The sequence below is a fragment of the Myxococcus sp. CA051A genome, assembly GCF_013336705.1.
GTDB lineage: Bacteria > Myxococcota > Myxococcia > Myxococcales > Myxococcaceae > Myxococcus > Myxococcus llanfairpwllgwyngyllgogerychwyrndrobwllllantysiliogogogochensis.
Genome location: NZ_JABUMS010000020.1, coordinates 92,408 through 116,642, shown reverse-complemented (window position 1 = coordinate 116,642; position 24,235 = coordinate 92,408). Strand labels below are relative to the sequence as shown.

The 24,235-nt window shown below is 68.3% G+C and carries 24 protein-coding genes and 6 tRNA genes; 5 read left to right on the top strand and 25 right to left on the bottom strand.

Annotated elements, in window-relative coordinates; genetic code table 11:
* Positions 1 to 248: 248 nt before the first annotated feature.
* From clpX to HUA74_RS38440, 5 genes are all read right to left on the bottom strand, one after another.
* Positions 249 to 1,532 (bottom strand): ATP-dependent Clp protease ATP-binding subunit ClpX, encoded by a 1,284-nt coding sequence (gene clpX, locus HUA74_RS38460; protein ID WP_141642435.1) that lies wholly within the window; start codon positions 1,530 to 1,532, stop codon positions 249 to 251.
* A 215-nt stretch (positions 1,533 to 1,747) separates the two neighbouring features.
* Positions 1,748 to 2,368, bottom strand: a complete 621-nt coding sequence (gene clpP / locus HUA74_RS38455; RefSeq protein WP_141642436.1) for an ATP-dependent Clp endopeptidase proteolytic subunit ClpP — start codon at positions 2,366 to 2,368, stop codon at positions 1,748 to 1,750.
* Positions 2,369 to 2,419: 51 nt separating this feature from the next.
* Positions 2,420 to 3,697, bottom strand: coding sequence for a trigger factor (tig, locus tag HUA74_RS38450; RefSeq protein ID WP_174458560.1), 1,278 nt, complete (start codon positions 3,695 to 3,697; stop codon positions 2,420 to 2,422).
* Between the two features lie 101 nt (positions 3,698 to 3,798).
* Positions 3,799 to 3,880, bottom strand: a tRNA-Leu gene (locus tag HUA74_RS38445).
* A 115-nt stretch (positions 3,881 to 3,995) separates the two neighbouring features.
* Positions 3,996 to 4,068: transfer RNA gene (locus HUA74_RS38440), tRNA-Lys, on the bottom strand.
* A 392-nt stretch (positions 4,069 to 4,460) separates the two neighbouring features.
* Between HUA74_RS38440 and bet the strand changes: the two genes are divergently transcribed.
* Positions 4,461 to 5,552: a phage recombination protein Bet gene (gene bet, locus HUA74_RS38435; protein ID WP_174458559.1), complete on the top strand. Its 1,092-nt coding sequence runs from the start codon at positions 4,461 to 4,463 to the stop codon at positions 5,550 to 5,552.
* Positions 5,553 to 5,700: 148 nt separating this feature from the next.
* Here bet and HUA74_RS38430 read toward each other — a convergent pair.
* From HUA74_RS38430 to HUA74_RS38370, 13 genes are all read right to left on the bottom strand, one after another.
* Positions 5,701 to 5,774: transfer RNA gene (locus tag HUA74_RS38430), tRNA-Arg, on the bottom strand.
* A gap of 23 nt (positions 5,775 to 5,797) precedes the next feature.
* Positions 5,798 to 5,871: transfer RNA gene (locus tag HUA74_RS38425), tRNA-His, on the bottom strand.
* A gap of 84 nt (positions 5,872 to 5,955) precedes the next feature.
* Positions 5,956 to 6,032: transfer RNA gene (locus tag HUA74_RS38420), tRNA-Arg, on the bottom strand.
* 36 nt (positions 6,033 to 6,068) lie between these two features.
* Positions 6,069 to 6,142 (bottom strand) — tRNA-Pro (locus HUA74_RS38415).
* A 70-nt stretch (positions 6,143 to 6,212) separates the two neighbouring features.
* Positions 6,213 to 6,818 carry an XTP/dITP diphosphatase gene (locus HUA74_RS38410; RefSeq protein ID WP_141642438.1) on the bottom strand — a complete coding sequence of 202 codons (606 nt, stop codon included), beginning with the start codon at positions 6,816 to 6,818 and terminating at the stop codon, positions 6,213 to 6,215.
* Entirely contained in the window at positions 6,815 to 7,528 is a 714-nt protein-coding gene (gene rph / locus HUA74_RS38405; protein ID WP_141642439.1) for a ribonuclease PH, read from the bottom strand. The genes HUA74_RS38410 and rph overlap by 4 nt, the downstream gene beginning before the upstream one ends.
* 87 nt (positions 7,529 to 7,615) lie before the next feature.
* On the bottom strand, positions 7,616 to 8,425 hold the full coding sequence (locus tag HUA74_RS38400) for an N-acetylmuramoyl-L-alanine amidase (RefSeq protein WP_174458558.1): 810 nt from the start codon (positions 8,423 to 8,425) through the stop codon (positions 7,616 to 7,618).
* 84 nt (positions 8,426 to 8,509) lie between these two features.
* Positions 8,510 to 9,550 carry a selenide, water dikinase SelD gene (gene selD / locus HUA74_RS38395; RefSeq protein ID WP_371745706.1) on the bottom strand — a complete coding sequence of 347 codons (1,041 nt, stop codon included), beginning with the start codon at positions 9,548 to 9,550 and terminating at the stop codon, positions 8,510 to 8,512.
* A 72-nt stretch (positions 9,551 to 9,622) separates the two neighbouring features.
* A complete protein-coding gene (locus HUA74_RS38390; protein ID WP_174458602.1) occupies positions 9,623 to 10,558 on the bottom strand; it encodes an FHA domain-containing protein in 936 nt (311 codons plus the stop codon).
* Positions 10,559 to 10,563: 5 nt separating this feature from the next.
* Positions 10,564 to 11,286, bottom strand: a complete 723-nt coding sequence (locus HUA74_RS38385; RefSeq protein WP_141642442.1) for a lipopolysaccharide assembly protein LapB — start codon at positions 11,284 to 11,286, stop codon at positions 10,564 to 10,566.
* A 41-nt stretch (positions 11,287 to 11,327) separates the two neighbouring features.
* Positions 11,328 to 12,032 carry a hypothetical protein gene (locus HUA74_RS38380; RefSeq protein ID WP_174458556.1) on the bottom strand — a complete coding sequence of 235 codons (705 nt, stop codon included), beginning with the start codon at positions 12,030 to 12,032 and terminating at the stop codon, positions 11,328 to 11,330.
* Positions 12,029 to 12,805 (bottom strand): outer membrane protein assembly factor BamD, encoded by a 777-nt coding sequence (locus HUA74_RS38375; RefSeq protein WP_174458555.1) that lies wholly within the window; start codon positions 12,803 to 12,805, stop codon positions 12,029 to 12,031. The genes HUA74_RS38380 and HUA74_RS38375 overlap by 4 nt, the downstream gene beginning before the upstream one ends.
* 10 nt (positions 12,806 to 12,815) lie before the next feature.
* Positions 12,816 to 13,319, bottom strand: a complete 504-nt coding sequence (locus HUA74_RS38370) for a regulatory protein RecX (protein WP_174458554.1) — start codon at positions 13,317 to 13,319, stop codon at positions 12,816 to 12,818.
* A 35-nt stretch (positions 13,320 to 13,354) separates the two neighbouring features.
* On the opposite strand from HUA74_RS38370, the gene HUA74_RS38365 reads away from it, so the two are divergent.
* On the top strand, positions 13,355 to 14,092 hold the full coding sequence (locus tag HUA74_RS38365) for a hypothetical protein (RefSeq protein WP_174458553.1): 738 nt from the start codon (positions 13,355 to 13,357) through the stop codon (positions 14,090 to 14,092).
* A 258-nt stretch (positions 14,093 to 14,350) separates the two neighbouring features.
* Here the strand turns inward: HUA74_RS38365 and HUA74_RS38360 are convergent, their stop codons facing one another.
* From HUA74_RS38360 to HUA74_RS38345, 4 genes are all read right to left on the bottom strand, one after another.
* Positions 14,351 to 15,736 carry a type IV pilus twitching motility protein PilT gene (locus HUA74_RS38360; protein WP_174458552.1) on the bottom strand — a complete coding sequence of 462 codons (1,386 nt, stop codon included), beginning with the start codon at positions 15,734 to 15,736 and terminating at the stop codon, positions 14,351 to 14,353.
* A gap of 136 nt (positions 15,737 to 15,872) precedes the next feature.
* A complete protein-coding gene (gene rpsI / locus HUA74_RS38355) occupies positions 15,873 to 16,274 on the bottom strand; it encodes a 30S ribosomal protein S9 (protein WP_046712181.1) in 402 nt (133 codons plus the stop codon).
* Positions 16,275 to 16,288: 14 nt separating this feature from the next.
* Positions 16,289 to 16,735, bottom strand: coding sequence for a 50S ribosomal protein L13 (rplM, locus tag HUA74_RS38350; protein WP_141649452.1), 447 nt, complete (start codon positions 16,733 to 16,735; stop codon positions 16,289 to 16,291).
* A gap of 195 nt (positions 16,736 to 16,930) precedes the next feature.
* Positions 16,931 to 18,994, bottom strand: a complete 2,064-nt coding sequence (locus HUA74_RS38345; RefSeq protein ID WP_174458551.1) for an ATP-dependent helicase — start codon at positions 18,992 to 18,994, stop codon at positions 16,931 to 16,933.
* A 34-nt stretch (positions 18,995 to 19,028) separates the two neighbouring features.
* Between HUA74_RS38345 and HUA74_RS38340 the strand changes: the two genes are divergently transcribed.
* Entirely contained in the window at positions 19,029 to 19,592 is a 564-nt protein-coding gene (locus HUA74_RS38340; protein ID WP_371745699.1) for a hypothetical protein, read from the top strand.
* Between the two features lie 29 nt (positions 19,593 to 19,621).
* Positions 19,622 to 20,119 (top strand): caib/baif family protein, encoded by a 498-nt coding sequence (locus tag HUA74_RS38335; protein ID WP_174458550.1) that lies wholly within the window; start codon positions 19,622 to 19,624, stop codon positions 20,117 to 20,119.
* Positions 20,120 to 20,146: 27 nt separating this feature from the next.
* Here HUA74_RS38335 and HUA74_RS38330 read toward each other — a convergent pair whose 3' ends face one another.
* Complete coding sequence (locus HUA74_RS38330) at positions 20,147 to 21,334, bottom strand: class I SAM-dependent rRNA methyltransferase (protein WP_174458549.1); 1,188 nt, start codon at positions 21,332 to 21,334, stop codon at positions 20,147 to 20,149.
* Positions 21,335 to 21,339: 5 nt separating this feature from the next.
* Positions 21,340 to 22,557, bottom strand: a complete 1,218-nt coding sequence (locus tag HUA74_RS38325) for a metallopeptidase family protein (RefSeq protein WP_141648510.1) — start codon at positions 22,555 to 22,557, stop codon at positions 21,340 to 21,342.
* 108 nt (positions 22,558 to 22,665) lie between these two features.
* Between HUA74_RS38325 and HUA74_RS38320 the strand changes: the two genes are divergently transcribed.
* A complete protein-coding gene (locus tag HUA74_RS38320) occupies positions 22,666 to 23,247 on the top strand; it encodes a nucleoside triphosphate pyrophosphatase (protein WP_174458548.1) in 582 nt (193 codons plus the stop codon).
* A 12-nt stretch (positions 23,248 to 23,259) separates the two neighbouring features.
* On the opposite strand, the gene HUA74_RS38315 is transcribed toward HUA74_RS38320, so the two are convergent.
* Positions 23,260 to 24,222, bottom strand: coding sequence for a DHH family phosphoesterase (locus HUA74_RS38315; RefSeq protein ID WP_141648508.1), 963 nt, complete (start codon positions 24,220 to 24,222; stop codon positions 23,260 to 23,262).
* Positions 24,223 to 24,235: the final 13 nt, after the last annotated feature.

The following is a 24,235-nucleotide window of genomic DNA, read 5'->3' as shown; positions in this document are numbered from 1 at the left end:
GCTTCCCGTTCCGCCGGCTTCGAGCCAGCGCAGGCAGAGAGCATCAACCACAAGGCGGGCAGGGGCAGCCGTCTCATGGAGCCAGCACATACAGAAAGCCCCACGCCCGTCCCACAAAAACCGTGGGCCGCCTGGAAGGCCGGCCCTGCTCCAGAATGGATGGGGCGCGTCGGGCCTGCTGCCTGGCCCTTGACGCGCCCCGTCACATCTCAAGGGGCCGCCCCTGGAAGAGGCGGCCCGGCGCCGCGCTAGGCGGATTCCTTCTTCGGCTCCGCGGGCTCTTTCTCCGCCGCGGAATGGAGGATGACGGGCTCGCTCTTCTTGAGGATGACCTCCTCGGAGATGAGCACCTCGCGCACCGTCTTGCGGGACGGGATTTCATACATCACGTCCAGCATGGCCGACTCGAGGATGGAGCGCAGGCCGCGGGCACCGGCCTTGCGGCGGATGGCCTCGCTGGCGATGGCCTTGAGCGCGCCGTCGGTGAACTTCAGCGCCACGCCGTCCAGCTCGAAGAGCTTCTTGTACTGCTTGGTGAGCGCGTTCTTCGGCTGGTTGAGGATGTTGATGAGCGCGGGCTCATCCAGCTCCTCCAACGCGGTGATGATGGGCAGACGGCCGATGAACTCCGGAATCATGCCGAACTTGAGCAGGTCCTCCGGCTCCACGTGCTTGAGCAGCTCCGTGAGGTTGCGCTGCTTCTTGGACTGGATGTCCGCGCCGAAGCCCAGGCTGCGACCACCCAGGCGCCGCTCGATGACCTGGTCCAACCCGCCGAAGGCGCCACCGCAGATGAAGAGGATGTTGGTGGTGTCCACCTGCAGGAACTCCTGCTGGGGGTGCTTGCGGCCACCCTTGGGCGGAACGTTGGCCACCGTACCTTCGATGATCTTCAGCAGGGCCTGCTGAACGCCCTCGCCGCTGACGTCGCGGGTGATGGAGGGGTTCTCCGACTTGCGGGCAATCTTGTCGATTTCGTCGATGTAGACGATGCCGCGCTGCGCCCGCTCGATGTCGTGGTCGGCCGCCTGGAGCAGGTTGACGATGATGTTCTCGACGTCCTCGCCCACGTAGCCGGCCTCGGTGAGGCACGTGGCGTCCGCAATCGTGAAGGGGACGTTGAGGATGCGCGCCAGCGTCTGCGCCAGGAGCGTCTTGCCGCTGCCCGTGGGGCCCAGGAGGAGGATGTTGCTCTTCTGGAGCTCCACGTCCTCGAGCGCGACCTTGGACTCGATGCGCTTGTAGTGGTTGTGAACGGCCACCGACAGCGTCTTCTTCGCCCGCTCCTGGCCAATGACGTACTCATCCAGCACGGCCTTGATTTCAGAGGGCCGGGGGATGCGCAGCTTGGTGTCCTTGGTCTCCTCGCGGTCGATCTCCTCCGCGATGATGTCGTTGCACAGCCCGATGCACTCGTCGCAGATGTAGACCGTTGGCCCCGCGATGAGCTTCTTCACTTCCTTCTGCGACTTGCCGCAGAAAGAGCAGCAGAGGGTCTGGTTGTCTCGCTTCTCCACGTTCTTGCCCGCCATGAAATCCCTCGCTGCGCCTGTAAAGCCGCCACCCTGCCTCGCGCCACCCGACCCGGCCTCAAAGCAATCTAGTCAGCCCCCATCAGGGACGTCCACGCGCCTTCCCGGTACTTAACAGGGAGAGTGGGTCGGCGCAGAAAGCAGAAAGCCGGAGGCGCGGGGACGAATTCCCGCGGCTCCGGCCACCGGCCGAGGCGTCAAGCCCCGGCGAACGGCTACTTCTTCTCGTCCTTGCCCAGCCCCACGACCTTTCGGGGGTTCTGGATTTCATCCACGATTCCGTAGGCTTTCGCCTCCGTGGCGCCCATGAAGTAGTCGCGATCCGTGTCCTTCTCGACGCGCTCGATGGTCTGCCCGGTGTGCTTGACGATGATCTCGTTGAGCTTCGCCTTCATCCGGAGGATTTCCCGGGCCTGGATTTCGATATCCGTGGCCTGGCCCCGCACCCCGCCCAGCGGCTGGTGGATCATGATGCGGCTGGAGGGCAGCGAGTAGCGCTTGCCCTTCGTCCCGGCGAGCAGGAGCACGGCCCCCATCGACGCCGCCTGCCCCACGCAGATGGTGGAGACCGGCGGCTTGACGTACTGCATCGTGTCGTAGATGGCCATGCCCGCCGTCACGGAGCCGCCCGGCGAGTTGATGTAGATGTTGATGTCCTTGTCCGGGTCTTCGGACTCGAGGAACAGCAGCTGGGCGACGATGACGTTGGCCACGTCATCGTCGATTTCGGTGCCCAGCATGATGATGCGGTCCTTCAGGAGCCGACTGTAGATGTCGTACGAGCGCTCACCGCGGTGCGTCTGCTCGATGACGTAGGGAACGGGCATGAAGGGCATGTCGACCTCGAGTAGCGGGCTGAAGCGCTGAAGACGGCTCGGAAGAGAACCTCAGGAATACTTCGCCCGGCCCTTCAGGAATTCAATCGTCTTTTCCTCGCGCAGTCGCAGAGACAACCCGAGGCGCTCGTCCGGACCCTTGAAGTACTTCTTCACGGCGGCCACCGGCTGGCCCGCCTCGACGGCGAGCTGTTCGATGCGCGCTTCCACGTCCGCGTCGGACGCCTGCACGCCCTCCTTGAGGGCGATGGACTCCAGGAGCAGCGTGCCCTTCACTTCCTGGAGGGCCTTCTCGCGCATCTCCTCGCGCAGCCGGTTGAAGTCCAGGTTCAGACGGCTGGGGTCCACGCCCGAGCGCTGCAGCTGCTGCAGGGCGCCACGCAGCATGGAGTCCATGGCGCGCTCCACCATGGCGCGGGGGACCTCGAACGGATTGCGCTCCACGAGCACCTTCACCAGGGCCTCGCGCTCGTCGTTGTCCGCTTGCGAACGGCGCGCCTTCTCCATGTCGGTGCGCAGCTTGCCGCGCAGCTCCTCCATCGTCTGCGCGATGCCCGTCTCCTTGGCGAACTCGTCGTTGAGCTCGGGGCTGATCTCCTTCTTCAGCGCCTTGAGGGTGACGTGGAAGCGGCCCGTCTTCCCCTTCACCTCTTCCACCCGGTAGTCCGCGGGGAAGGCGTAGTCGATGTCCTTGGACTCGCCCACCTTCACGCCTTCCAGGGCGGCGATCTTCGACTCCACCAGCTCGCCGGGCTGCACCTGGACGGTGATGCCCTCGGCCTTGCTGCCGGTGAACGGCTGGCCGTCCACGGTGGCGTCATAGTCCACGGTGGCGTAGTCGCCGGAGGCCGCCGAGTCGCGGTCGGCCACGGGCTCCAGCCGGCTCAGCGACTGGCGCATGCGGTCCAGTTGCTCGTTGACCTGCTCGTCGGTGACGGCGGCGTCCGACTTCGTCAGGGGCAGCTCCGCGTACTCCTTCGCCTCGACCTTGGGCTTGACCTCCACCCGGGCCTCGAAGGTGAACGGGGCGTCGGCCTTGAGGCCCGCGTTGGTCACCTGCGGGCTGGCGACGACCTCCACGTTGTGCTCGCGCACGGCGTCCAGGTAGGCGGTCTGCACCACGCGCTGGATGACCTCGTCCTCGACCTGGTCCTTGAAGCGCTGCTCCAGGATGCGCCGGGGAACCTTGCCCTGGCGGAAGCCGGGCAGCTTCACCTGCTTACTCAGCGCGGAATAAGCGCGGTTCAGCTCTTCCGCCACGCGGGCGGACTCGACCTCGATGGAGAGCTTCTTCTCAACGGGAGAGAGCTCCTCGACCTGGACCTTCATACGGGCCTCGCTCGCCGCCGCCTCGGACAGTCGTCCCGAGCGGCGCCGGTTAAGTGGGACGTGCGCCTTTAGGGGATAGGCACGAACGGGTCAACGCGAAATGGGCGAGGAGGGACTCGAACCCTCACACCTTGCGGTACCAGATCCTAAGTCTGGCGCGTCTACCAGTTTCGCCACCCGCCCGGATGCGCCGCGTGCCGTGTTCCGTACATACCGCGAAACGTCCGCTGGACATCAGCATGCGGCGGCTGCGCGGAAAAACAAACGGGGCCTCTCCATTGCTGGAGAGACCCCGTAATGAGAGCGGAGGGAATCGAACCCACAACCTATGGATTAAGAGTCCATTGCTCTGCCAATTGAGCTACGCTCCCGGCACTGCGCTTGGCCCGTCGGCTGCGTGACGTCCAAGTGGCGGCGGTAACTATAGAAGGCCGGCCGCGCTGTCAAAAAGTATTTTCGTCCCCCCTGCATTACCACGCTGAGCGATCACCTCTCGGAGACGCCGAGTCCGGGTGACGCCTCGCCGCCCGCCCCACGGGCTGGCGCCACCGTGGGTCCTCGCGCGGATGAAACAGACTCCCAGGACCTCTGTTGAACGAGGCCACGTCGGGCCTTCCTTCCCAGTCCACCGGGACGGCGGGCACGCACGGCCCCCCATTCGGGATTCGCACGGGTGCACCGCCGAGGCACAGGCGGGCGGACGGAGGTCGTCCGCCCTTTTCGCGCAGGACGTATGCAGGAGACGACAGTGACGGAAGCCAACATGTCCCCGAAGGTGGAGGAAACGGGCTCGGCCCTCGGCAACTGGAGCCGGGAGCGCATGGAGCTGATTCGACGCACCATCTGCCCGCGGGGAATCAGCGAGGACGAGTTCGCCCTCTTCATCGAGCAGTGCAAGCGCAGCGGGTTGGACCCCCTCCTCAAGGAGGCCTTCTGCGTGGCCCGCCGGCAGAACATCGGCAACCGGGAGCGCCCCAACTGGGTGAACAAGTACGAGTTCCAGCCCTCCGAGGCCGGCATGCTAGCCCGAGCGGAGCGCTTTCCGGACTTCAAGGGCATCCAGGCGAGCGCGGTGTTCGCCGAGGACGATATCGTCGTGGACCAGGGCAAGGGCGAGGTCGTGCACCGCTTCAATCCGGCCAAGCGCAAGGGTGCGCTGGTGGGAGGCTGGTCTCGCGTGGTGCGCGACGGAAAGCTGCCCGTCGTGGTGTGGCTGGACTTCAGCGGGTACGTCCAGCAGACGCCGCTGTGGGCCAAGATTCCCACGACGATGATTGAAAAGTGCGCCCGGGTGGCGGCGCTGCGCAAGGCGTATCCCGAGGCCTTCGGGGGCTTGTACGTCCGCGAGGAGATGCCGGCGGACGACTTCGAGCCGGTGGCCACAAGCCACGCGGAGCCCCCGGGCGCCTACGAGGTGCTGGGCGCGCGTCCCGGCCCGGTGAAGGCGTCCTTCCCCACCCTGCCGGCCGCCGCGCCCGCCAGGGAGGAGAAGCCACAGAGGCTCGACGTCGACGTGCCACTGGCGCCCCTTCCCCCCAAGGAGTCGGCGAAGGCCGTGGAGGTGGATGCCGCTGAAGCACCCCACTCCGCCGAGCCGTCCGCGCCGCGCGCCAGCCTCAAGGCCAGCGCCGTGGTGGTGGCGTTCGGCCCGTACAAGGGGAAGACAGCCTCGGAGCTCTCCGACGAGGAGCTGAGCGAGAGCATCGAGCTGGCGAACGAGAAGCTGATGGAGCAGCCCCGAGCGCGCTGGGCCAAGGCGATGCGAGACAACCTGCTCGCGCTGGAGGCGGAGACGGAGCTGCGCTGCCGGGTGCCCACCGCCGACAAGGGCAACGGCGCCTCGCACGGAGCCTGATCCGCACCCGGACGCGATGAAGTCCTCCTCCGCCGGAAGAGCCTCGGCGGAGGACAGGCCGCGCGGATCCACGGGTGCGAAGGGGCGGGCGTCTCTCCGGAAGCGCCGTTGCTCGGGCGCGGATCATCGGAGTGACAGGGTACTGGAGCGCGCTCGGAGGGACTTGAACCCCCAACCCCTGGGTTCGAAGCCCAGTGCTCTATCCAGTTGAGCTACGAGCGCAGAGTACGGAAGAGAAAAACGTGGGCGGCCAACCGGGGTCGAACCGGCAACCTCTGGAGTCACAGTCCAGCGCTCTAACCAGTTGAGCTATGGCCGCCGTTCCGCAACGGCGTTTGAAGCGTGGCTTCCCTACCGTGGAAAGCCGGGCCAGTTCAAGGCCCAAATGTCACGGCAGCCAGGTTGGCGCCCCAAGCAGGACTCGAACCTGCGACCCCCGACTTAGAAGGTCGGTGCTCTATCCAGCTGAGCTATTGGAGCTGGCCGGGCCGCCTGCTTCCACTTCGCTACTTAAAGTCGGGGCGAGAGGATTCGAACCTCCGACCCCCTGCGCCCAAGGCAGGTGCGCTACCAGGCTGCGCTACGCCCCGAAAAGTAGAGTGCGGCATTGTTGAACCATCGCGGACGGACGCGCAAGGACAACGTGTCTGACGGGCTCGCTCAAGTGCCCGTGGTGAGCATCAGCAGCCTGGGCTTCATCTTCCGGAAGGCCGCGCCCCGGTGCGACACGGCGGACTTCTCCTCCGGGGTCAGCTCCGCCATCGTCCGGCCACTGTCCGGAAACATGAAGATGGGGTCATAGCCAAAGCCATGCGTCCCGCTCGGCGCGTGGCCGATGCGGCCCTCGCACCGCCCCTCCTCCACGTGCGTCCGGCCGTCCGGCCACGCCAGCGCCAGCGCGCAGCGGAACGACGCCGTGCGCTTCGCGTCGGGCACCCCGGTCAGCGCGGAGAGCAGCTTCTGGTACCGGGCCTTGTCATCCCCCGGCGCGTACCGGGCGGACAACACGCCGGGCTGGCCGTCCAGCGCGTCCACGCAAAGTCCGGAGTCGTCCGCCAGCGCGGGCAGTCCGGTAGCCCGGGCATACTCCAGCGCCTTCTTCACCGCGTTGGCCTCGAAGGTGTCGCCGTCCTCCTCGGGCTCGGGGATGGGCGGCAGGTCCCCAAGCGACACCACCTCCACCGAGTCCCCCACCAGCTCCCGCAGCTCGCGCAGCTTTCCCTTGTTGGTGGTGGCGAAGAGGAGCTTCGACGTGCCCGTCGTCATTCGAGGGCCTTGGCCTGCGCGACGACGAGCTGCTGGATGGCGGCAAGCCCCCCGTCGAGCATCGCGTCCATCGTCTTGCGGTCGAAGAGCTGGTGCTCGGCGGTGCCCTGCACTTCCACCATGCGCCCGTCCCCCGTGGCCACGATGTTCAGGTCCACGTCCGCCTTCGAGTCCTCCTCGTAGTCCAGGTCCACGCGCACCTCGCCCCCCACCACGCCCACGGACACCGCGGCCATGGGCGTCAGCTTGGGCGTCTTGGTGAGGGTGCCCGCCTTCTGCAGCGAGCGCAGCGCGAGTACCAGGGCCACGTACGCGCCCGTAATCGAGGCGGTACGCGTGCCGCCGTCCGCCTGAATCACGTCGCAGTCCAGCGTGAGGGTGCGCGTGCCCAGGGTGGTCAGGTCCACCGCGGCGCGCAGGGAGCGGCCGATGAGCCGCTGGATTTCCATGGTGCGGCCGGTCTGCTTGCCCTTGGCCGCCTCGCGGTGGCTGCGCGTGTGCGTGGCCCGGGGCAGCATGCCGTACTCGGCCGTCACCCAGCCGGTGCCCTTGCCCATCAGGTGCGGGGGGACGCGCTCCTCGGTGGAGCACGTGACGAGCACCTTGGTGTGGCCGAACTCCACCTGCACGGAGCCCTCCGCATAGCGGGACACTCCGGGGGTGATGATGACGGGGCGAAGGTCCAGCGCACCACGTTGGAAGGAACGCACGGCGAGCTCCTGGGGAAGTGAGGCGAGCGTCCCTTCTCTACCAGAGCCGCGCGGCGCGCGTGGCGTCCCCATCGCCCGCCTGTCCACTCAGGGGGAGACAGGGCCCGCCACCTGGGCGGGCCGGGCGGCGTCCCGCCGACGCGTCTCACGCAGGAAGGCAAGCACGCCCTCGCTGATCGCCTCGGCCAGCTTCTCCTGGTAGTCGTCCCGCCCCAGCCGCATGCCCTCCTCCGGATGGGAGATGTAGCCCACCTCGACGAGCACGGCGGGGCACTCCACGCCGGAGAGCACGAAGAAGGGCGCCTGTTGCACGCCCCGGTCCGCCGCGCGTGTGCGAGCCACCAGGCGGGGGTGGATGGCATAGGCCAGCCGGGAGGAATCCGAGTGCGCCTCCGTGCGGACCAGGTCCTCGAGGATGAGCGCCAGTGTCGAGTCGCCGCGTGCCACGCGGGACATGGGCGCCTCCGCGTTCTCCCGGTCCGCCACCGCGAGGGCCGCCTCACCCGAGGCACTGGCGGACAGGAAGTAGGTCTCCACGCCCTCGGTGCGCGCGCGCATGCGGGGCGTGGGCATGGAGTTGGCGTGGATGGAGATGAAGAGGTCCGCGCCGTGGTCGTTCGTCATCTCCACGCGCTCGGTGAGCGTCACCAGCGCGTCGCGCTCCCGCGTCAGGTAGACCTCTCCACCCGCCGCCTCCAGCTTCGAGCGAAGCCGGTGGGCAATCTGGAGCGCCACTTCCTTCTCGCGCAGCGCGCCCGGCCCCTTCGCGCCTTCCTTGATTCCACCGTGCCCCGGGTCGATGACGATGCGCGCGGGGCGCTCGCCGGCACCGGCGGTGACGGGGACGAGCCAGAGGAAGGCAACGAAGGCCAGGAGGGGGCGAGGGGACAGCGGCATGCCGGGGTGGAATGCTAGCGGAGCCCCACCCCGGGCGCGAAATCCCAGCCCGGCCCGGGTTCTAAAGCTCGGCGGCCCGGCGGTTCAGCCGATGACTTCGATTGCGGGGCGCCCCGCCCGGACTTCACCGATGAGGGCCGCGTCCACGCCCGCCTTCTCCAGGGCCTTGAGGGCCTTGAGCGCGTCGCTCGCGGGCACGCTGGCCAGCAGCCCACCGTTGGTCTGCGCGTCGGCGAGCACCCACTGAATCGCCTCCGGCAACCCCTTGGGGAAGCGGACCTTCTTCTGGACGTGGGCCAGGTTGGACCGGGTGCCACCGGGCACCACCCCCGCCTCGGCCAGCGCGGGCACTTCGGCGATGAGGGGGATGCGCTCCAGGTCGATGGCCGCGCGCGTCTTCGCGCCCGTCATCATCTCCAACAGGTGGCCCAGAAGGCCGTAACCCGTCACGTCGGTGAGCGCGTTCACCTTGAACCTGCCGGACGCGAAGACCTCGCCCGCGGCGCGGTTCAGCGTGGTCATCACCGCGACCACGCGCTTCTGGAGCTGCTTCGAGGCGAGCCCGCGCTTGATGGCCGTGGTCGCGATGCCCGTGCCCAGCGGCTTGGTGAGCAGCAGCACGTCGCCCGGCTTCGCGCCCGCGTTGGTGAGGACCTTCTTCGGATCCACCACGCCGGTGACGGCCAGGCCGTACTTGGGCTCCGGGTCTCGAATGCTGTGGCCCCCGAGGATGGAGATGCCCGCCTCCTCCACCTTGGACTGGCCCCCCGCGAGAATCTTCGACAGCACGGACAGCGGGAGGCTGTCCGGGAAGCCGACGAGGTTGAGCGCGAACAGTGGCTTGGCGCCCATCGCGTAGATGTCCGAGAGGGCATTCGCCGCGGCGATGGCCCCGAACTGGAACGGGTCGTCCACCACCGGCGGGAAGAAGTCCACCGTCTCCACCACGGCGAGGCCGGGCGAGAGGCGGTAGACGGCCGCATCGTCGTTCGTGTTGAAGCCCACCAGGGCCTGAGGGGCGCGGGAGGATTTCAGTCCCCCCAGGATTTTCGACAGGTCCCCGGCCTTGAGCTTCGCCGCGCAACCCGCGCAGTGACTCAGCTCGGTGAGGCGCAGGCGCTTCACCGACTTCGCGTTCGCCACGGCGTGTTCCCCTTTTCGGACCCGCCCGGATGAGGGGCGGGCCAAGTGTCCGACTCAGATGATGCGCACGTACTCGCGCTTGAGGAGCTGTACCAGACCCTCCGCCGTGACGACATCATCCGCGTCCGCGCGGTCCAGCACGCCCACCAGGGTGCCCTGGTTGATGACCAGTTGGAGCACGTCCAAAAGCTCCGGCGTGAGTTCCTTGAGCGGCGCCGCCAGCGGGACAACAAGCTGGAGCATCGCCTCCGGGGGCGGCAGGCTCGGCTGGAGGCGCTTGAGTTCGTCGAGCTGACGGAGCGCATCCATCAGCAGCGCCTCCGTGGACGAGTCCAGCTCCACCATGAACTCCTGGCTGTCCGCCGGACGCAGCTCGAAGTCGCCCTGCTCCCAGGTGATGATGCGGTTGAAGCTCTTCTGCGGCCCCAGGTTGTGGTTCTCGTTGATGACCGCGTAGTACACGCGCCCCTGGCGCAGGTAGATCTTCCCCTCCTGGGCGCTGTTGACGACCAGCACGCCGTTCTTCTTGGAGGTGTGGAAGAGCTGGAGCAGGTCCGGCAGGGGGATTTCCTCAATCTTCCCCGTCATGGAGCTGCCCTTGGTGGTGGTCCGCGCGGCCTGGGCGGCGGCGGCCTCCTCCAGCTTCAGCTTGGCCATGCTCTCGTCCACGTTGGCGCCGTCAGCGCCCTGGTGCACGAGCTTGAGGATGGAGGTGCCAATGAGGATGCGGTCCCCCTCCTTGAGCCGGGCCTGCTTCACCTTCTCGCCGTTGACGAAGGTGCCGTTGGTCGAGCCGAGGTCCTCGATGGTGATCTTCCCATCCGAGAAGCTGATCTTCGCATGCTTGCGCGAGACCATGTCCTCGACGAGCACCATGTCCAGCTCGCTGGAGCGGCCGATGACGATCTGCTTCTCCGCCTTCAGCGGGAACTCTCCGCCCTGGTACTTCCCGGAGATGAACTTCAGGGCATAGGTCTTCGTAATATCCATGGTCATCAACCCGCCTGCTCCACCTTGCCGGGGTCCTTCACCAGGTTGAGATACATCTGCGCGCTCTTGTTGTCCGGGCTGCGCGCCAGCACGTCCTCCCACACCTGCACCGCCTCCGCCCTGCGACCGGCGGAGTACAGCGCCACGCCGTACTGGATACGGCCTGGGATGAAGGATGGGTTCTGGGCGATGACCTGCTCGTACTCGGCGATGGCCGCCACGTTGTCACCCGCGTCGCGCAGGGCGTTGCCCAGCTTGAGGCGGATGTCCACGAACTGGGGACACAGGCCCAGCGCGCGACGGTACTCCTCGACGGCCTTCTGCCAGGCGCCGCTGGACGCGTACACGTCGCCAATCTCGCCGTACATGTTGGCGATCTTCTTCTCGACGTAGGGGTCCAACTCACCGGGGCCGGTCTTCTGCCGGGACAAGGCGGCCTGGTAGACCTCCTTCGCCTCGGCGTACTTCCCCATGTCGTTGTAGATGACCGCCAGGTTCAGCGCCGCTTCGGTGTACGCCGGATTCAGGTTCAGCGCGGACTCGAACGCCCGCTGCGCCCGGGCGAACTGGCCCTGGTCGTGGTAGATGATGCCGAGCATGTTGAATACGTCCGCGAACGTCGGATTCTGCTCGACGATTTTCGCGAGGTACTGCTCGGCCTGGGCGTACTGCTTCTTCTCGAAGTAGCCGCGCCCGAGGGTCAGTAGCTGCTTGAGGGGCTCTTCCATGACTCGGCCCGTCCTCGGGCCCTGCCTCCGACGCAGGTAGCCTACATGAGCCCGGGCGAAAACAAGAATTCATCACCGTGAAGCGTGAGCGACAGCGACCGTTGGCCCCGGGTGTCCACCGGCCTCGACGGGAGAGAGCCCTGCAGCCGCCAGTGCTCCGTGACGACCGCCTCCTCCCGCTCCAAACGGATGTACCACGCCTCCGCCCGATAGACGCGTCCTCGCATCATCTTCAGCTCTTCCCATTCGGGTCCCGCCACTCCGGGATTTCCCGGCACGGTCAGCCGACTCAGGGCCTCCGCGTTCGCCGTCTCGAGCGCGCGGCGCCGGGCCTCCAGCGCGGCCACCACGGCGACCAGTCGGGGGGCGGCGGAGGGCTCGGGTTCCCAGTCTCCATTCTTGAAGACGAAGGGCACGCGCTCCACGCCGGCCGTGCCCACCTGGGTAGGGCCCAGCGTCCCCTTGAAGTCGAGGGTGGCGAAGGCCTCCGCCCGCTTCGCACCGGGCTCCACCGTCACGGTGATGCGGGCGAAGTGGTGCTCCTGGGAGACGAGCGGCACGGCCGCGTGGGGGATGGGCAGGGAAAGCCCGTAGGCCTCGGTCTGCTTCAGGACGGTGATGACCTCCGCCTCGGGCCCCGCGGCGAAGCCCAGGAGCCGGGGGACGAGCACCGCGCAGGCGGCGAGCACCGCCAGTCCGGCGATGAACAGGCCGCCCAGGCGACTCCACTGCTGCGTCGTCCTCACGTGCCCAGCATGCGCTGGGCCTTCTCCGCGGCGGGAGTCCCGGGCAGGCGGCGCAGCACCTGGCGCAGCGTCTCCTCCGCGCGCTTCGGGTCATTCAGCTTCACGTACGCCTCATGCAGGTCGAAGAGCGCCTCCTCCTCGAAGGGCGTGCCCGGGTACTTGGTGAGCAGGGCCTCCAGTCGCTGGGCGACGGCCTTCCAGCGCTCGCGCTTCGTGTAGAAGCGGGCCACGTACAGCTCGTGCTCGGCCAGCCGCTTGCGCGCCTCGTCCGCGTGCTTCTTGGCCTCCGGGGCGAACTCCGAATCGGGGTACTGGCGGAGGAACTCCTCCATGGTGGACAGCCCCGCGCGAATCTCCACCTGGTCCTTCTCCTCCGAGGGCGGGAGGGCGAAGAAGTCGGAGGGATACTCCTCCACGTGGGTGAGGGCGGAGCGGAAGGCGGCGTAGTCCACCTTGGCGTGGGTGGGGTGGAGCTTGATGAAGGACTGGTACTGGTCCCGGGCCTCCGGAAAGGCCTCGCGAGCGAAGTCCAGGTCCGCCAGTCGCAGCTCCGCTTCGCGCGCGGCCTCCTGGTAGGGGAACTTGGCGCGGACGTACTCGAAGTACTTCTGGGACTTGAGGAAGTCCTTGTTCTCCAGGGCCTCGCTGCCGAGTCGGAGGTTCTCCTCGGCGGTGACGGCGTAGTCAGGGTCTCCGCCCTGCGTGCCGGAGAGGGCGGCGCAACCGGAGGTGAGCAGCAGGACGGTGGTCAGGAAGGCGACGGCGGAACGCATCGGCGCCACGCTATTCGTCCGGCCCCGAGGGGTCCAGCGAAGGTTCTCCCAGGAGCTGATGGATGACGTCCTGGGAGAATCCACGACCCGACAGGAACCGTGCGGCGCGGGCCCACGCCTTCCCGTCGGGCGGGCGAGCCGACAGCCCCCGCTTCTCCAGGGCCGTGCGCGCGGCGGCCACCGCGTCGAACTCCACCGCGTCCCGGGCGGAGTCGAGCGCACCTTGGGCCTCGTCCTCGGACAACCCATGGGAGTGGAGGCGATGGAGGACGGCCGCGGGCCCCTTGCCGCCCTTCAGGAGGGAGGCGGCGCGCTCGCGGCCGAAGCGGGTGTCGTCGAGGTAACCCCAGCCCTGGAGCCGGGCGAGCGCGGCGTCACGCACGGAGGACGGGAAGCCCTTTTTCTCCAGGGCCTGGAGCAGCTCGTGGCGGGTGCGGGCGCGGGCCGCCAGGAGCTTGAGGCCCGCATCCGTGGCGCGCTGGACGGCCTCCGGTCCTTCATCCTCCGAGAGCATGGCGGGATACGTAGCATGTGGTAACAGGCGCGGGCATGCACCCTGTCCTCGCCCGCTTCCTCACCGCCGATGTCGCGAAGGAGACGCTCCGCAAGCAGCAGGCGGGAGAGTCCCTCGCTCCGGAGGAGAAGTCCTTCACCGAGGCCGCCAAGGCTCACCCGCGCCAGGCCTCCATCCTCATGGACGTGGGAGGCCGCGTCCTGTCCTCGGATGCCCAGGCCGCGCTCGTGCTGCTGGCGGCCCATGCCTCGGCGCGCGCGCTGATGGAGGACGCGGAGCTGGCCGAGCCGGCTCGCAAGGCCCGCGAGGCGCTGGCCGAGGAAGGAGCCAGTGAGGAGGAGACGGACGCGTTCATCGCCTCCATCCTCCTGGAGGAAGCCTTCGGCTACGCGCAGGACGTGGATTCGTTCGACGGGGACTACGTGAAGGAGTCCCTGGGCGAAGTGCCCGCGCTGGCGGGGCTCACCAAGGAAGCGGTGGACGCCCTCTTCCTCGGGTTCGTGAAGGGTGCGCCGAACGACGGCGAGCGCAAGGTGCGGGAGACCATGGCCCGCGCGCTCTTCGACATCGCCTGGGAAGAAGGGCCCGCGCCCATCAACCCCGAGCACATCGATTCGCTCTTCGACGCGGAGATCGCCAACAAGCCCGAGGAGGAGCAGGAGGCCAAGGTGCACGCCACCGCGCAGTTGCTCCAGGTGCTCTCGCGTGAGGGACTCATGGGGCCGCTGCGCCTGTCGCGGCTGCGCGCCATGCTCGGCGAGGAAGACGCGTAGAGACGAAGCTCGCGGCTGAAGGGCCCAGGGCGACTGGAGGGGCGAGCCCCCTGCCCTGCCTCAACGTCAAGCGCTCGGACGGTCCTGGGCAACCGCTGAACCGGCCGAAGCCACCGCTCGGAGCGAGCCGGCCCCTCTGGACGATGCGGCTCACGCAGGCGAACCGTCCGGTCGGCGGGTGCTGACGGGCTGCCGGGCGGGGCGACTCACTCAGGCCAGCGGGCCCATCCGTTCGATTGGATGGGCACCGCTGTCACATCAGAAGCGTTCGATCTGGAAGTCGTCGTCGCCGCCGGCCGCCGGTGCGGGCGCGGGGGCCGGAGCGGGAGGACGTGCGGCGGGCGCGGGGGCCGGTGGACGCGCGGCCTGGGCGGGCGCGGGCGGGCGGGCGGCGGCGGGAGCCATGGGCGGGCCCGGACGCTGGGCCTGGGCGGGCACCGGCGTGGGCGGTGAAGCCGGAGGCGGCGGGGCGGCTCCCGTGGGAGCCCCCTTCTGCGCGAAGGCGGCCGAGCCGGGAATCGGGCGGGCATCGCCGGGCTTCGCGTCGAAGTTGTCCCACTTCGAGTCGGACGTGCCGCTGATGCCGGAGAAGCGCAGCGCGAAGTCGTCCGGGTTGGACGCCTGCCGGTGGGCCTCCTCGTAGGTGACGAGTCCCTGTCGCACCAGGCTCATCAACGACTGGTCGAAGGTCTGCATGCCGTAGGAGTCGGTGCCCTGGGCGATGGCGTCGTGAATCTCCTTCGTCCGGTCCTTGTCCTCGATGAGCTCGCGCACGCGCGCGGTGACGCGCAGCACCTCCACCGCGGCCACGCGGCCCTTGCCGTCCGCGCGCGGCACCAGACGCTGGCTGACCACGCCCTTGAGCACGCTCGCGAGCTGGATGCGCACCTGCTTCTGCTGATGCGGAGGGAAGGCGGAGACGATGCGGTTGACCGTCTCGGTCGCGTCCAGCGTGTGCAGCGTCGACATGACGAGGTGGCCCGTCTCCGCCGCGTGCAGCGCCGTCTCGATGGTCTCGTGGTCTCTCATTTCGCCCACGAGGATGACGTCCGGGTCCTGCCGCAGCGCGCTCTTGAGCGCCTGCGCGAAGCTCATCGTGTCCACGCCCACTTCGCGCTGATTCACGATGGAGCGCTTGTCCCGGATGAGGAACTCGATGGGGTCCTCAATCGTCATGATGTGGCTGGTCTCGTTGGCGTTGATGTGGTCGATCATCGCCGCCAACGTCGTGGACTTGCCGGAGCCCGTCGTCCCCGTCACCAGGACCAGACCGCGCTCCTCACCACAAATCTTCGCCAGCACCTGCGGCAGCAGCAGGTCCTGCATGGTCATCACCTTGAACGGGATGACGCGCAGCACCGCGCCCACCGTGCCGCGCTGCTGGAAGACGTTCACGCGGAAGCGGCCCAGGCCCGGCACGCCGTACGCCAGGTCCACCTCGTTGCTCGACTTGAACTTCTCCTTCTGGAACTCGTTCATGATGCCGAAGGCCATGCGCGCCACCTCCTCCGGAGGGAGGCGACGACCGTCCTTCAACGGCACCAGCGAGCCATCCACCCGGAACATGGGAGGCAGGCCTGCCTTGAGATGAATGTCGGAGGCACCGCCGCGCAGGGCGATCTGGAGAATCTCATTCAGTTCCATGGGCGCCTGGAATCGTAGCAGACGCCCCCGCGCCGAAGCGACCGAGGGAAATGGTGAGTCCCGGAAAACACCACGGCGGAGACCCTCGTGAGAGAGCCTCCGCCGCGGGAGACAACCGAGCAACCAACCTGAGCGGTTAGCGCTTGGAGAACTGGAACCGGCGACGCGCGCCCGGCTGACCGTACTTCTTGCGCTCGACCGCGCGAGCATCGCGGGTGAGGAAGCCGGCCTTCTTCAGCGCCGGACGGAACTCCGGGTTGAAGGCGCACAGGGCGCGGGCGATGCCGTGACGGATGGCACCGGCCTGACCGGAGAGACCGCCGCCGCGAACGTTCACGGTGACGTCGAGCTTCCCCTTCTGCTCGAGGATCTCGAGAGGCTGATTGAGCACCATCTTCGAGGTCTCACGACCGAAGTAGTCGTTGATCTCCCGACCGTTGATGGTGACCTGACCCGTGCCGGGACGGAGCCACACGCGGGCGGTGGCTTCCTTGCGGCGGCCGGTGGCGTAGAAACCGAGCTCTTGGTGAATGGGCATGGACGTTGTCTCCCTTACGCCTCGACCGCGAACGCGGCCGGCTTCTGGGCGGCGTGCGGGTGGGTGTCACCTGCGTAGACCTTCAGCTTCGTCATCATCTGCCGACCGAGCGCGTTGCGGGGCAACATGCGACGCACGGCGTTGAGGATGACGTCCTCGGGGTGACGCTGGCGGAGCTTCTCCAGGTTGGTGATCTTCAAACCACCGGGGAAACCCGCACGGGAGTGCCGGTAGTAGAGCTTGTCCTGCTCCTTCGTTCCCGTCACCTTCACCTTTTCGGCGTTGATGACGATGACGTGGTCGCCCGTATCGATGGACGGCGTGTAGATGGCCTTGTGCTTACCCTTGAGCAGGGTGGCAATCTGGCTCGCCGCGCGGCCCAGCACCTTGTCGGACACGTCGATGACGTGCCACTGGCGCTTGATGTCCCCAGCCTTCGCGCTGTAGGTCTTCTGCGACATTTCTTGCACTCCAAACTTCTCGCGGCCGCCAGGTGCATGCCGGGGAACCGCTGAACGTGCCTAACCAACCGCAGGTCCGCCGTCGAAACTCCACGGAGGCCTGGAAAGGCCGACCCTCCTAGTCGGCATGGGGGATCAAGTCAAGGTTGGTGGGGCCTCGCCCCTGGAAAGCCTGTCTGCCGCCCCCACCCCACCCTACCGCCCAGGCCCCCCACCGCCCCCCGGAGCCCCGGGCGCCGGCTTCTTGAAGCGCTCCTTGAGGTTCGCGAAGAAGTTCTTCTCCTCCGGCGTGGGGTCGCCTTGACGCGGCGCGTCCATGGCGATGTGCTCGGCGACTTCCGGGGGGAGGTCCTCCAGGAACCGGGAGGGCGTCCGGGGGACTTCCTTGCCGCGCTTCACGCGGGTGACGGCGCGCGTGAGGTACAGCGTCTCCTTGGCGCGGGTGATGCCCACGTAGCAGAGGCGGCGCTCCTCCTCGAGGTTCTGCGCCTCGCCCTGCATGCCTCCGTGCGGCATCAGGTCCTCCTCCATGCCGATGAAGAAGACGAGCCGGTACTCCAGGCCCTTGGACGCGTGCACCGTCATCAGGGTGACGCGGCGGTTGGCGCCGGGCACGTCGTCGTCCTCCTCCTGCTTCGTGTCCAGGCTGAGGCGGTTGAGGTACGTCAGGAGGCTGGCCTTGGGGCCCTCGCGCTTCTCGAAGCGCTCCAGCGAGCCGAGCACCCCATCCACGCCCTTGAGCTTCTTGTCCGCGCTGGTGGCGCTGGGCGCGTGTGCGCGCGTGGCCTCGCGAAAGCCAATCTCCTCCAGGAGCTTGCGCGTCACGGTGGCCAGCTGGCCGTGCTCGTACGCGGCGCGGTAGCGCTCCACCAGCTCCACGAACTCGCGGACCTTCTCGCCGGCGCCGGGGGGCAAATCCTCGTACTCGGTGGCCTTGCGCATCACCGTCCACAGGGTGACGCCCTCGGAGCGCGAGTGCCCGTGCAGCCGCTCCATCGTCACGTCGCCGATGCCCCGGGACGGGACGTTGACGATGCGCATGAGGGAGATTTCATCCAGCCGGTTCACGATGACCTTGAAGTACGCGATGACGTCCTTCACCTCGCGCCGGTCGAAGAACTCGCTGCCGCCCACGACTTCGTAGGAGATGCCCTTCTCGCGCAGCATCTCCTCCACCGGGTGGGACTGGCCGTTGGTCCGGTAGAGCACCGCGATGTCGTCCTCGAGGACGCCCAGCGACACGTGCTTCTGGATTTCGTGCGCGACGAAGCGGGCCTCCTCCTCGTCATTGGGGCACGCCACGACCTTGACCTTGGGGCCGCCCTTGCGGTCGGTCCACATCTGCTTGGCCTTGCGCTCGGGGTTCTTCGCGATGACGGCGTTGGCCGCGTCCAGCACCATCTGCACGGAGCGGTAGTTCTGCTCCAGTCGCACCTCCTTCCCACCCGGGAAGAAGTGGTCGAAGTGGAGGATGTTGCGCACCTCCGCGCCGCGCCACGAGTAGATGCACTGGTCGTCGTCACCCACCGCGCACACGTTGCGCGACTCGCCGGCCATCAGCTTGAGCACGTCGAGCTGGGCCATGTTGGTGTCCTGGAACTCGTCCACCAGGAGGTAGCGGAAGCGGCGCGTGTACTTGACGTAGAGGTCCGAGTGCTCGCGTAGCAGCCGCGCGGGCAACAGGAGCAGGTCATCGAAGTCCACCGAGCCCTGCGCCTTCAGCGCGAGCTGGTAGCCCGGGTACACCATGTGGGTGATGAGGTCGTAGTCATCACCGATGCCCTCCGGCTTGGGCTCCGGGGCCTTGCCGGAGTTCTTCGCCTTGGAGATGAGGTTGAGCACCTTGCGCGCGTCGAAGGCGCGGTCGTCGATGCGGTGCTCGCGCATGGCGCGGCGGATGATGGCCAGCTGATCACCCATGTCCGCGATGGCGAACTTCTTGGGCCACCCCAGGCGATGGATGTCCTCGCGGAGCATCTCCGCGCCGAAGGCGTGGAAGGTGCACACCAGCACGCCCTGCGCGCGCGGCCCGGCCATGTGGACCAGGCGCTCCTTCATCTCGGTCGCCGCCTTGTTGGTGAAGGTGACGGCGAGGATGTTGCGAGCCAGGATGTGGTCTGGTCGCTCGTTGAGCAGGTGGACGATGCGGTGGGTGATGACGCGAGTCTTCCCGCTGCCAGCACCCGCGAGGACCAGCAAGGGCCCCTGGAGGGTAACCACGGCCTCGCGCTGCGGAGGGTTGAGCTTCGAGAGGTCCATTGCGCGCGGGCCGGGGATACCCTTTGATTCGTCCGTGCGCGACAACTTTCTCCTCCACCTCACCGCCGCCCTGCTCGCGCTCGCTCCAGGTGTCGGATGCCTGGACCGTGACGGCGCCTCACGCGAGGTGGAAGCCTCCGTGCCCGCCGCGAGCGCGCCCTGCGTGTACTTCAAGACGCTGGCCCCCTTCCTCCCAGAGACGCTGGAGGGGTTCACCGTCGCGCGCACCCAGGGCTCCACCGGCAAGTACGGCGAGGTGTCCGTCTCCGAGGCCGAGCGCCTGTTCACCCGAGGTGAGGGACGAGAGGTGAAGGTGCGCATCGTGGACACCACGATGGGCGAGAAGATTGGACAGGCCATCCGCGACGCGGCGGAGCGGGCCAAGGACCGGGCACCCAGCGACCCGGCGGCCCCCATCCACTGGAAGGACGCGGTGGGCTTCGTGAGGTACGACGCGGAGGAGTCGCTGGCGGAGGCCAACCTGCTGGTGGGCGACCGCTTCGTGGTGGCCGTCACCAGCCGGGGTTTCCCGGGTACGGTGGAGGTGCGGCGGGTGGCGCGTGGAATCGACCTGGCCGGGCTGGCCCGGCTTCAGTGAGCCCCGACAATGGGCAAGGAGTGTCCCGGGTGGTGAAGGAGAAAGGTACGCGGCCCGACGCAGTGGATCCGCTCGCCGCGGAGAAGGCCGCACGCGCGTTGGTGGCGACGCTCGGCAAGCGGGAGTTCCTGGAACAACTCCAGAAGCTCACCAAGAGCTTTGCGTCGGACCCCGGCAACCCCGGCTCCTACGCATGCGAGGGATGTCAGCGCTGCGCCAACTGCATGTTCTGCAAGGACTGCGACAGCTGCTTCCAGTGCACCCACTGCACGCGGTGCGAGCTGTGCAACAACTGCTCGCACTGCGTGGAGTGCAAGAGCTGCCACGCGTGCGCCTACTGCCTGCAGAGCGAGAACTGCACCACCAGCGCGTACCTGGTGCTCTGCCGCAACCTGCAGGACTGCAACTACTGCTTCGGCTGCGTGGGGCTGGCCAAGAAGGACTTCCACATCCTGAATGTCCCCTTCCCTCGAACCGAGTACTTCAAGGTCGTGGGCAAGCTGCGCAAGGAGCTGGGGCTGTCGTGAGCAGCCCCGTCGTCCCCGTGCGCGCTGCTAGAGGGCGCGCACGTAGAGGGCCTTGAGGTACTCCGTCTCCTGCAACCCACCGAGCACCGGGTGGTCCAGGCCCGCGCCCCGGCGCTCCAGAATCTGAATCGGGCGCTTGGCGTCCGCCGCGGCGCCGAGCAGCATCTCCTCGAAGCCCGCGCGGTCCAGCTTGCCGGAGCACGAGCAGGTGACGAGCAGTCCGTCCGGCTTCAAGCAGCGCAACGCGCGCAGGTTCAGCTCGTGATAGGCGCGCAGCGCGGTCTCCAGGCCCTCACGGCGCTTGGCGAGCCCCGGAGGGTCCAACACGATGGTGTCGAAGCGCCGGCTCTGTGAGTCGAAGCGCTTGAGCACATCGAAGGCGTTGGCGTTCTCCACGCTGACGTTCGTCCGGTTGTTGGCGCGGGCGTTTTCGCCGATGCGCGCCGCGGCCTTCTCGTCCTGCTCCACCGCGAGCACCGACTCGGAGTTGCGAGCCAGGGCCAGCGCGAAGCCACCGTGGTAGCTGAAGAGGTCCAGCGCCTCGCCGCGCGCCAGCTCTCCGGCGCGCAGGTGGTTGTCCACCTGGTCCAGGAAGGCGCCCGTCTTCATGTCGCCCAGCAGGTCCACTTCGAAGCGGTTGTCGCCCTCGTGGTACGTGAAGCGCGACTCTCCCTCGCCGTGCAGGAAGCGCGACTCGCGCGGAAGGCCCTCGAAGTCGCGGCCGGAGGCGTCGTCGCGGCACACCACGTGGGTGGCGCCGGTGAGTTCCACCAGCATCTTCGCGAGGGACTCCTTGCGGGCGTCCATTCCCTCGGAGAGCGTCTGGAGCGTCAGGCCCTTGCCGTAGCGGTCCACGAAGAGACCGGGCAGTTGGTCCGACTCACCATGCACCAGCCGCAGACCGTCGCGCCCGGACAGCGATGACCTGCGCGCGAGCGCGGCCTCCAGGCGACGACGGAAGAAGAGGTCGTTCACCGGCTGCTCGCGAGGAGGCTTGCGCGTCAGCAGCCGCAGCGCCAGCGGGGAGCGCCGCGCATAGAGGGCCTGGCCAATGGGGTTGCCCTGCGAGTCCACCACCAGCACCACCGCGCCAGGGCCCGTCACGTCGGGCGGGGCGGCCAGCTCGGTGCGGTACAGCCAGGGGTTTCCGGTGCGCAGGGACTTCGCGCCCTTGGGAGTCGTACGTGCCACGGGAAGCGTTACGTTGATGGCCATTCGCGTCACTCCAGGCCGCGCGCGGCCAGTTCTTCATCGTCCTCCCCTCGCAGATGCCCGATTTCGTGCAGCAATGTCACGCGAATCTGCTCGCGCAGCTCCGCCGGCGTGCGCACGGCCCTCGCCAGGTTGCGTCGGTAGAGCACCACGGAGCGGCACGGTGTCTCGGTTCCGTCGCACGGCGCGCCCAGCGGCGGCCCTCTGAACAATCCAAGGATGGTGGGCGACAGCGGAGGCTGGTTGGCCAGCAAGTCACCCTCGGCGGGCAACTCCTCCGCGGTGACGGGCACGCCTTCCAGGTCGCCCCGCATGTCCACGGGCAGCTCCGACACGGCCCGCGCCACGTCCACGCGGAAGGCGTCCTCGCCAGGCAGGGGCGGCGTCGGGAAGTCCTCCGGCGCCAGGCTCCGGGCCTTGTCGAAGTGGACCTGCGCCTGCTTCCACTTCCCCTCTCGCTCCAGCAACAAGCCCAGGTGCTGGTGCGCATGCGCGGCGCGCTCCGCGTCGGACACGAGCCCCTGGAAGGCCACCTTCGCCTCGGCGAAGCGACACAGCTCGAAGAGGGCCAGGGCCCGCTCGTAGAGCGCTTCCCTGCTGCCCGGCTCCCGGGCCAGGACGATGGCCGCGCGCGCCAGGGCCTCTTCCGACTGGCCCAGGTCGTTGAAGGCCATGGCCGCCACCAGCGCCAGATGCGGAATCAGCTCCGGAGGCGTGCCGGGCTGAGACAGGCCGCGCTCGGCGTAGAGCGTGCCCAGTTCGTCTCGCTCGCGCGTGGAGGGCAGCTGCACGGCATAGAGGTGCGCCGCGCCCAGCAGCGCATCCGAGTCCCCCGGGTCGATGGCGAGCGCCCGCGCGAAGGCGAGCTGGGCCTCGGGCTCGCGTCCCAGCGCGGCCAGCGCCACGCCGCGCTCGGCATGGGCCGCCGCGAGGTCCGGCTCCAGGGCCGCCGCCTGCGCCGCGCAGGACAGCGCCTCCTCGAAGCGACCTCCGTCGTAGTACCCGCGCGCCGCATCCAGCGGCGAGCTGCCCTGCGCGCGACACACCGCGAGCGGCTGCACGGGACGCGAGGCGACGTCGGCACCTTCCGCCGGGGAGGCATTGGCCGCCGGGGCCTTCACCGAGGACACCTCCGGCGGACCGGCGTCTCCCGTCTCCGGGGCCGAGGCGTTCCGCTTACACGCGGTGAGGAGAAGGCAGAGGGCGAGCAGACCGCGCCGCGACATGGGGCGTCAGGCTACGGCATCACCTCGTGGCCGGGAAGCGGGGACGTGCATGCTCGCTCGGCAGGCGGCATCCCCGCGCGCGCTCGGGTGAACTAGGGTGGGAGCCCCATGAGAGACTTGATTCTGGCGTCCACGTCCAGCGCCCGCCGAGCGCTGATGGACGGCCTGGGCCTGCCCTACCGCACCCAATCCCCAGGGGTGGACGAGATGGTGGCTCCCCACCTGTCCGCGAAGGAGGCCGTCCGGGAGCTGGCGGCCCGCAAGGCCCGCGCGGTCCACGCGCGCAACCCGGACGCCTGGGTGCTGGGCGCCGACCAGCTCGTCGAGGTCGCCGGCGAGACGCTCACCAAGCCCGACAACCGCGACGCCGCGCGCGGGCAGCTGGGCAAGTTGCTGGGCCATACCCACGACATCCACACCGGCGTCTGCCTCGTGGGCCCCGGAGGCCACTTCAGCGAGGCCGTGGAGACCGCCCGACTCACCTTCCACGCCGTGACGCCCGACGAGCTGGAGCGCTACCTGGACCTGAACGAGTGGGAGGGCTGCTGCGGCAGCTACCGCGTGGAAGGCGCGGGACAGGCACTGCTGGCGCGACTGGAAGGAGACCGCGCCAACGTGCAGGGCCTGCCCATGGTGACGGTGGTGCGACTGCTGCGGCAGGCCGGCTTCTCGTTCTTCGAGCGCCGATAGTCCGCCCCTCCGTCAGCCCGCGGTGGACAGCTCCGCGAGAATCTCCTGGTACGCGGCGCGGGCCTTGTCGGACTGGTCCGCCTTGAAGCTGGCCGCCGCTACCACTGGGTGACCGCCACCGCCGAACCGGCCGGCAATCGCGGACAGGTCGTGCTTGCGCAGCTCCGGCTTCCACGGGTTGGAGCCGAGCGACACCTTGGCGCGCGACGCGCCCTTGCCCACCCACAGCGTGTAGCGCGCATCCGGATAGAGCGCGTACGCGATGAACTTGTTGAGGCTGTCGACGCCCTCGTCCACCAGGTCGAAGAAGACGACGCCGCGCTCGTAACGGGCCTTCGCGCGCACCAGCTCGATGTGGCCCTGGTGACGCGAGAGCAGCGGGGCCAGCGGCGTGGCGATGAGCGGCGAGGCGGCGAGCTCCGCGAGCGACTCCGACTGCATGCGCCGGATGACCTCGGGGATGAGCGCCGGGTCCTTGTTCGCCTCCAGCACCGTCATGATGCGCAGCGCGGGCTCCTCCAGCGCCACCGCCATCTGGGGCGACGGAAACTGGGCGCCGTCGATGATTTCGGCCCAGTGGATGAGGTCCGAGAGCGACGACGCATCCCAGCCGAAGCGCTCGTGCGCCACGTCCGCCAGGTACTTCGTGCAGCTCTTGCGGTGCCCGTCGTGGAACTTGCGCCCGCTGGTGTCCGCGCGGAAGTGCGCCTCGTCCCCCGGCTGCTGGAAGGCGGAGGCATGGTGGTCGAACCACCACGTCAGCCGCGCGTCCTGGCTGTAGCGGAAGTCGACAATGACGTTCTCCTCGCCAGTGAAGACCGCCGGGTCGATGCCCTCCGCGCCCGGCTTGTGATTCAGGCCCTGGTAGCCAAAGGCCGCGTCCGCGCGGACGCGCTCCCGATAGAAGCGGGAGAACACCGCGGCGCTCGCGGCACCGTCGAAGCAGTTGTCGTGGAAGAGGACCTGAACGTTCATGGCGGGCTGCCCT

Bases quoted from the DNA above. Each gene is read 5' to 3' on its own strand.
- clpX (WP_141642435.1), bottom strand. From the start codon at position 1,532: ATGGCGGGCAAGAACGTGGAGAAGCGAGACAACCAGACCCTCTGCTGC.
- clpP (WP_141642436.1), bottom strand. From the start codon at position 2,368: ATGCCCTTCATGCCCGTTCCCTACGTCATCGAGCAGACGCACCGCGGT.
- tig (WP_174458560.1), bottom strand. From the start codon at position 3,697: ATGAAGGTCCAGGTCGAGGAGCTCTCTCCCGTTGAGAAGAAGCTCTCC.
- bet (WP_174458559.1), top strand. From the start codon at position 4,461: ATGTCCCCGAAGGTGGAGGAAACGGGCTCGGCCCTCGGCAACTGGAGC.
- HUA74_RS38410 (WP_141642438.1), bottom strand. From the start codon at position 6,818: ATGACGACGGGCACGTCGAAGCTCCTCTTCGCCACCACCAACAAGGGA.
- HUA74_RS38400 (WP_174458558.1), bottom strand. From the start codon at position 8,425: ATGCCGCTGTCCCCTCGCCCCCTCCTGGCCTTCGTTGCCTTCCTCTGG.
- HUA74_RS38390 (WP_174458602.1), bottom strand. From the start codon at position 10,558: ATGGATATTACGAAGACCTATGCCCTGAAGTTCATCTCCGGGAAGTAC.
- HUA74_RS38385 (WP_141642442.1), bottom strand. From the start codon at position 11,286: ATGGAAGAGCCCCTCAAGCAGCTACTGACCCTCGGGCGCGGCTACTTC.
- HUA74_RS38375 (WP_174458555.1), bottom strand. From the start codon at position 12,805: ATGCGTTCCGCCGTCGCCTTCCTGACCACCGTCCTGCTGCTCACCTCC.
- HUA74_RS38370 (WP_174458554.1), bottom strand. From the start codon at position 13,319: ATGCTCTCGGAGGATGAAGGACCGGAGGCCGTCCAGCGCGCCACGGAT.
- HUA74_RS38365 (WP_174458553.1), top strand. From the start codon at position 13,355: ATGCACCCTGTCCTCGCCCGCTTCCTCACCGCCGATGTCGCGAAGGAG.
- HUA74_RS38360 (WP_174458552.1), bottom strand. From the start codon at position 15,736: ATGGAACTGAATGAGATTCTCCAGATCGCCCTGCGCGGCGGTGCCTCC.
- rpsI (WP_046712181.1), bottom strand. From the start codon at position 16,274: ATGCCCATTCACCAAGAGCTCGGTTTCTACGCCACCGGCCGCCGCAAG.
- rplM (WP_141649452.1), bottom strand. From the start codon at position 16,735: ATGTCGCAGAAGACCTACAGCGCGAAGGCTGGGGACATCAAGCGCCAG.
- HUA74_RS38345 (WP_174458551.1), bottom strand. From the start codon at position 18,994: ATGGACCTCTCGAAGCTCAACCCTCCGCAGCGCGAGGCCGTGGTTACC.
- HUA74_RS38330 (WP_174458549.1), bottom strand. From the start codon at position 21,334: ATGGCCATCAACGTAACGCTTCCCGTGGCACGTACGACTCCCAAGGGC.
- HUA74_RS38325 (WP_141648510.1), bottom strand. From the start codon at position 22,557: ATGTCGCGGCGCGGTCTGCTCGCCCTCTGCCTTCTCCTCACCGCGTGT.
- HUA74_RS38320 (WP_174458548.1), top strand. From the start codon at position 22,666: ATGAGAGACTTGATTCTGGCGTCCACGTCCAGCGCCCGCCGAGCGCTG.
- HUA74_RS38315 (WP_141648508.1), bottom strand. From the start codon at position 24,222: ATGAACGTTCAGGTCCTCTTCCACGACAACTGCTTCGACGGTGCCGCG.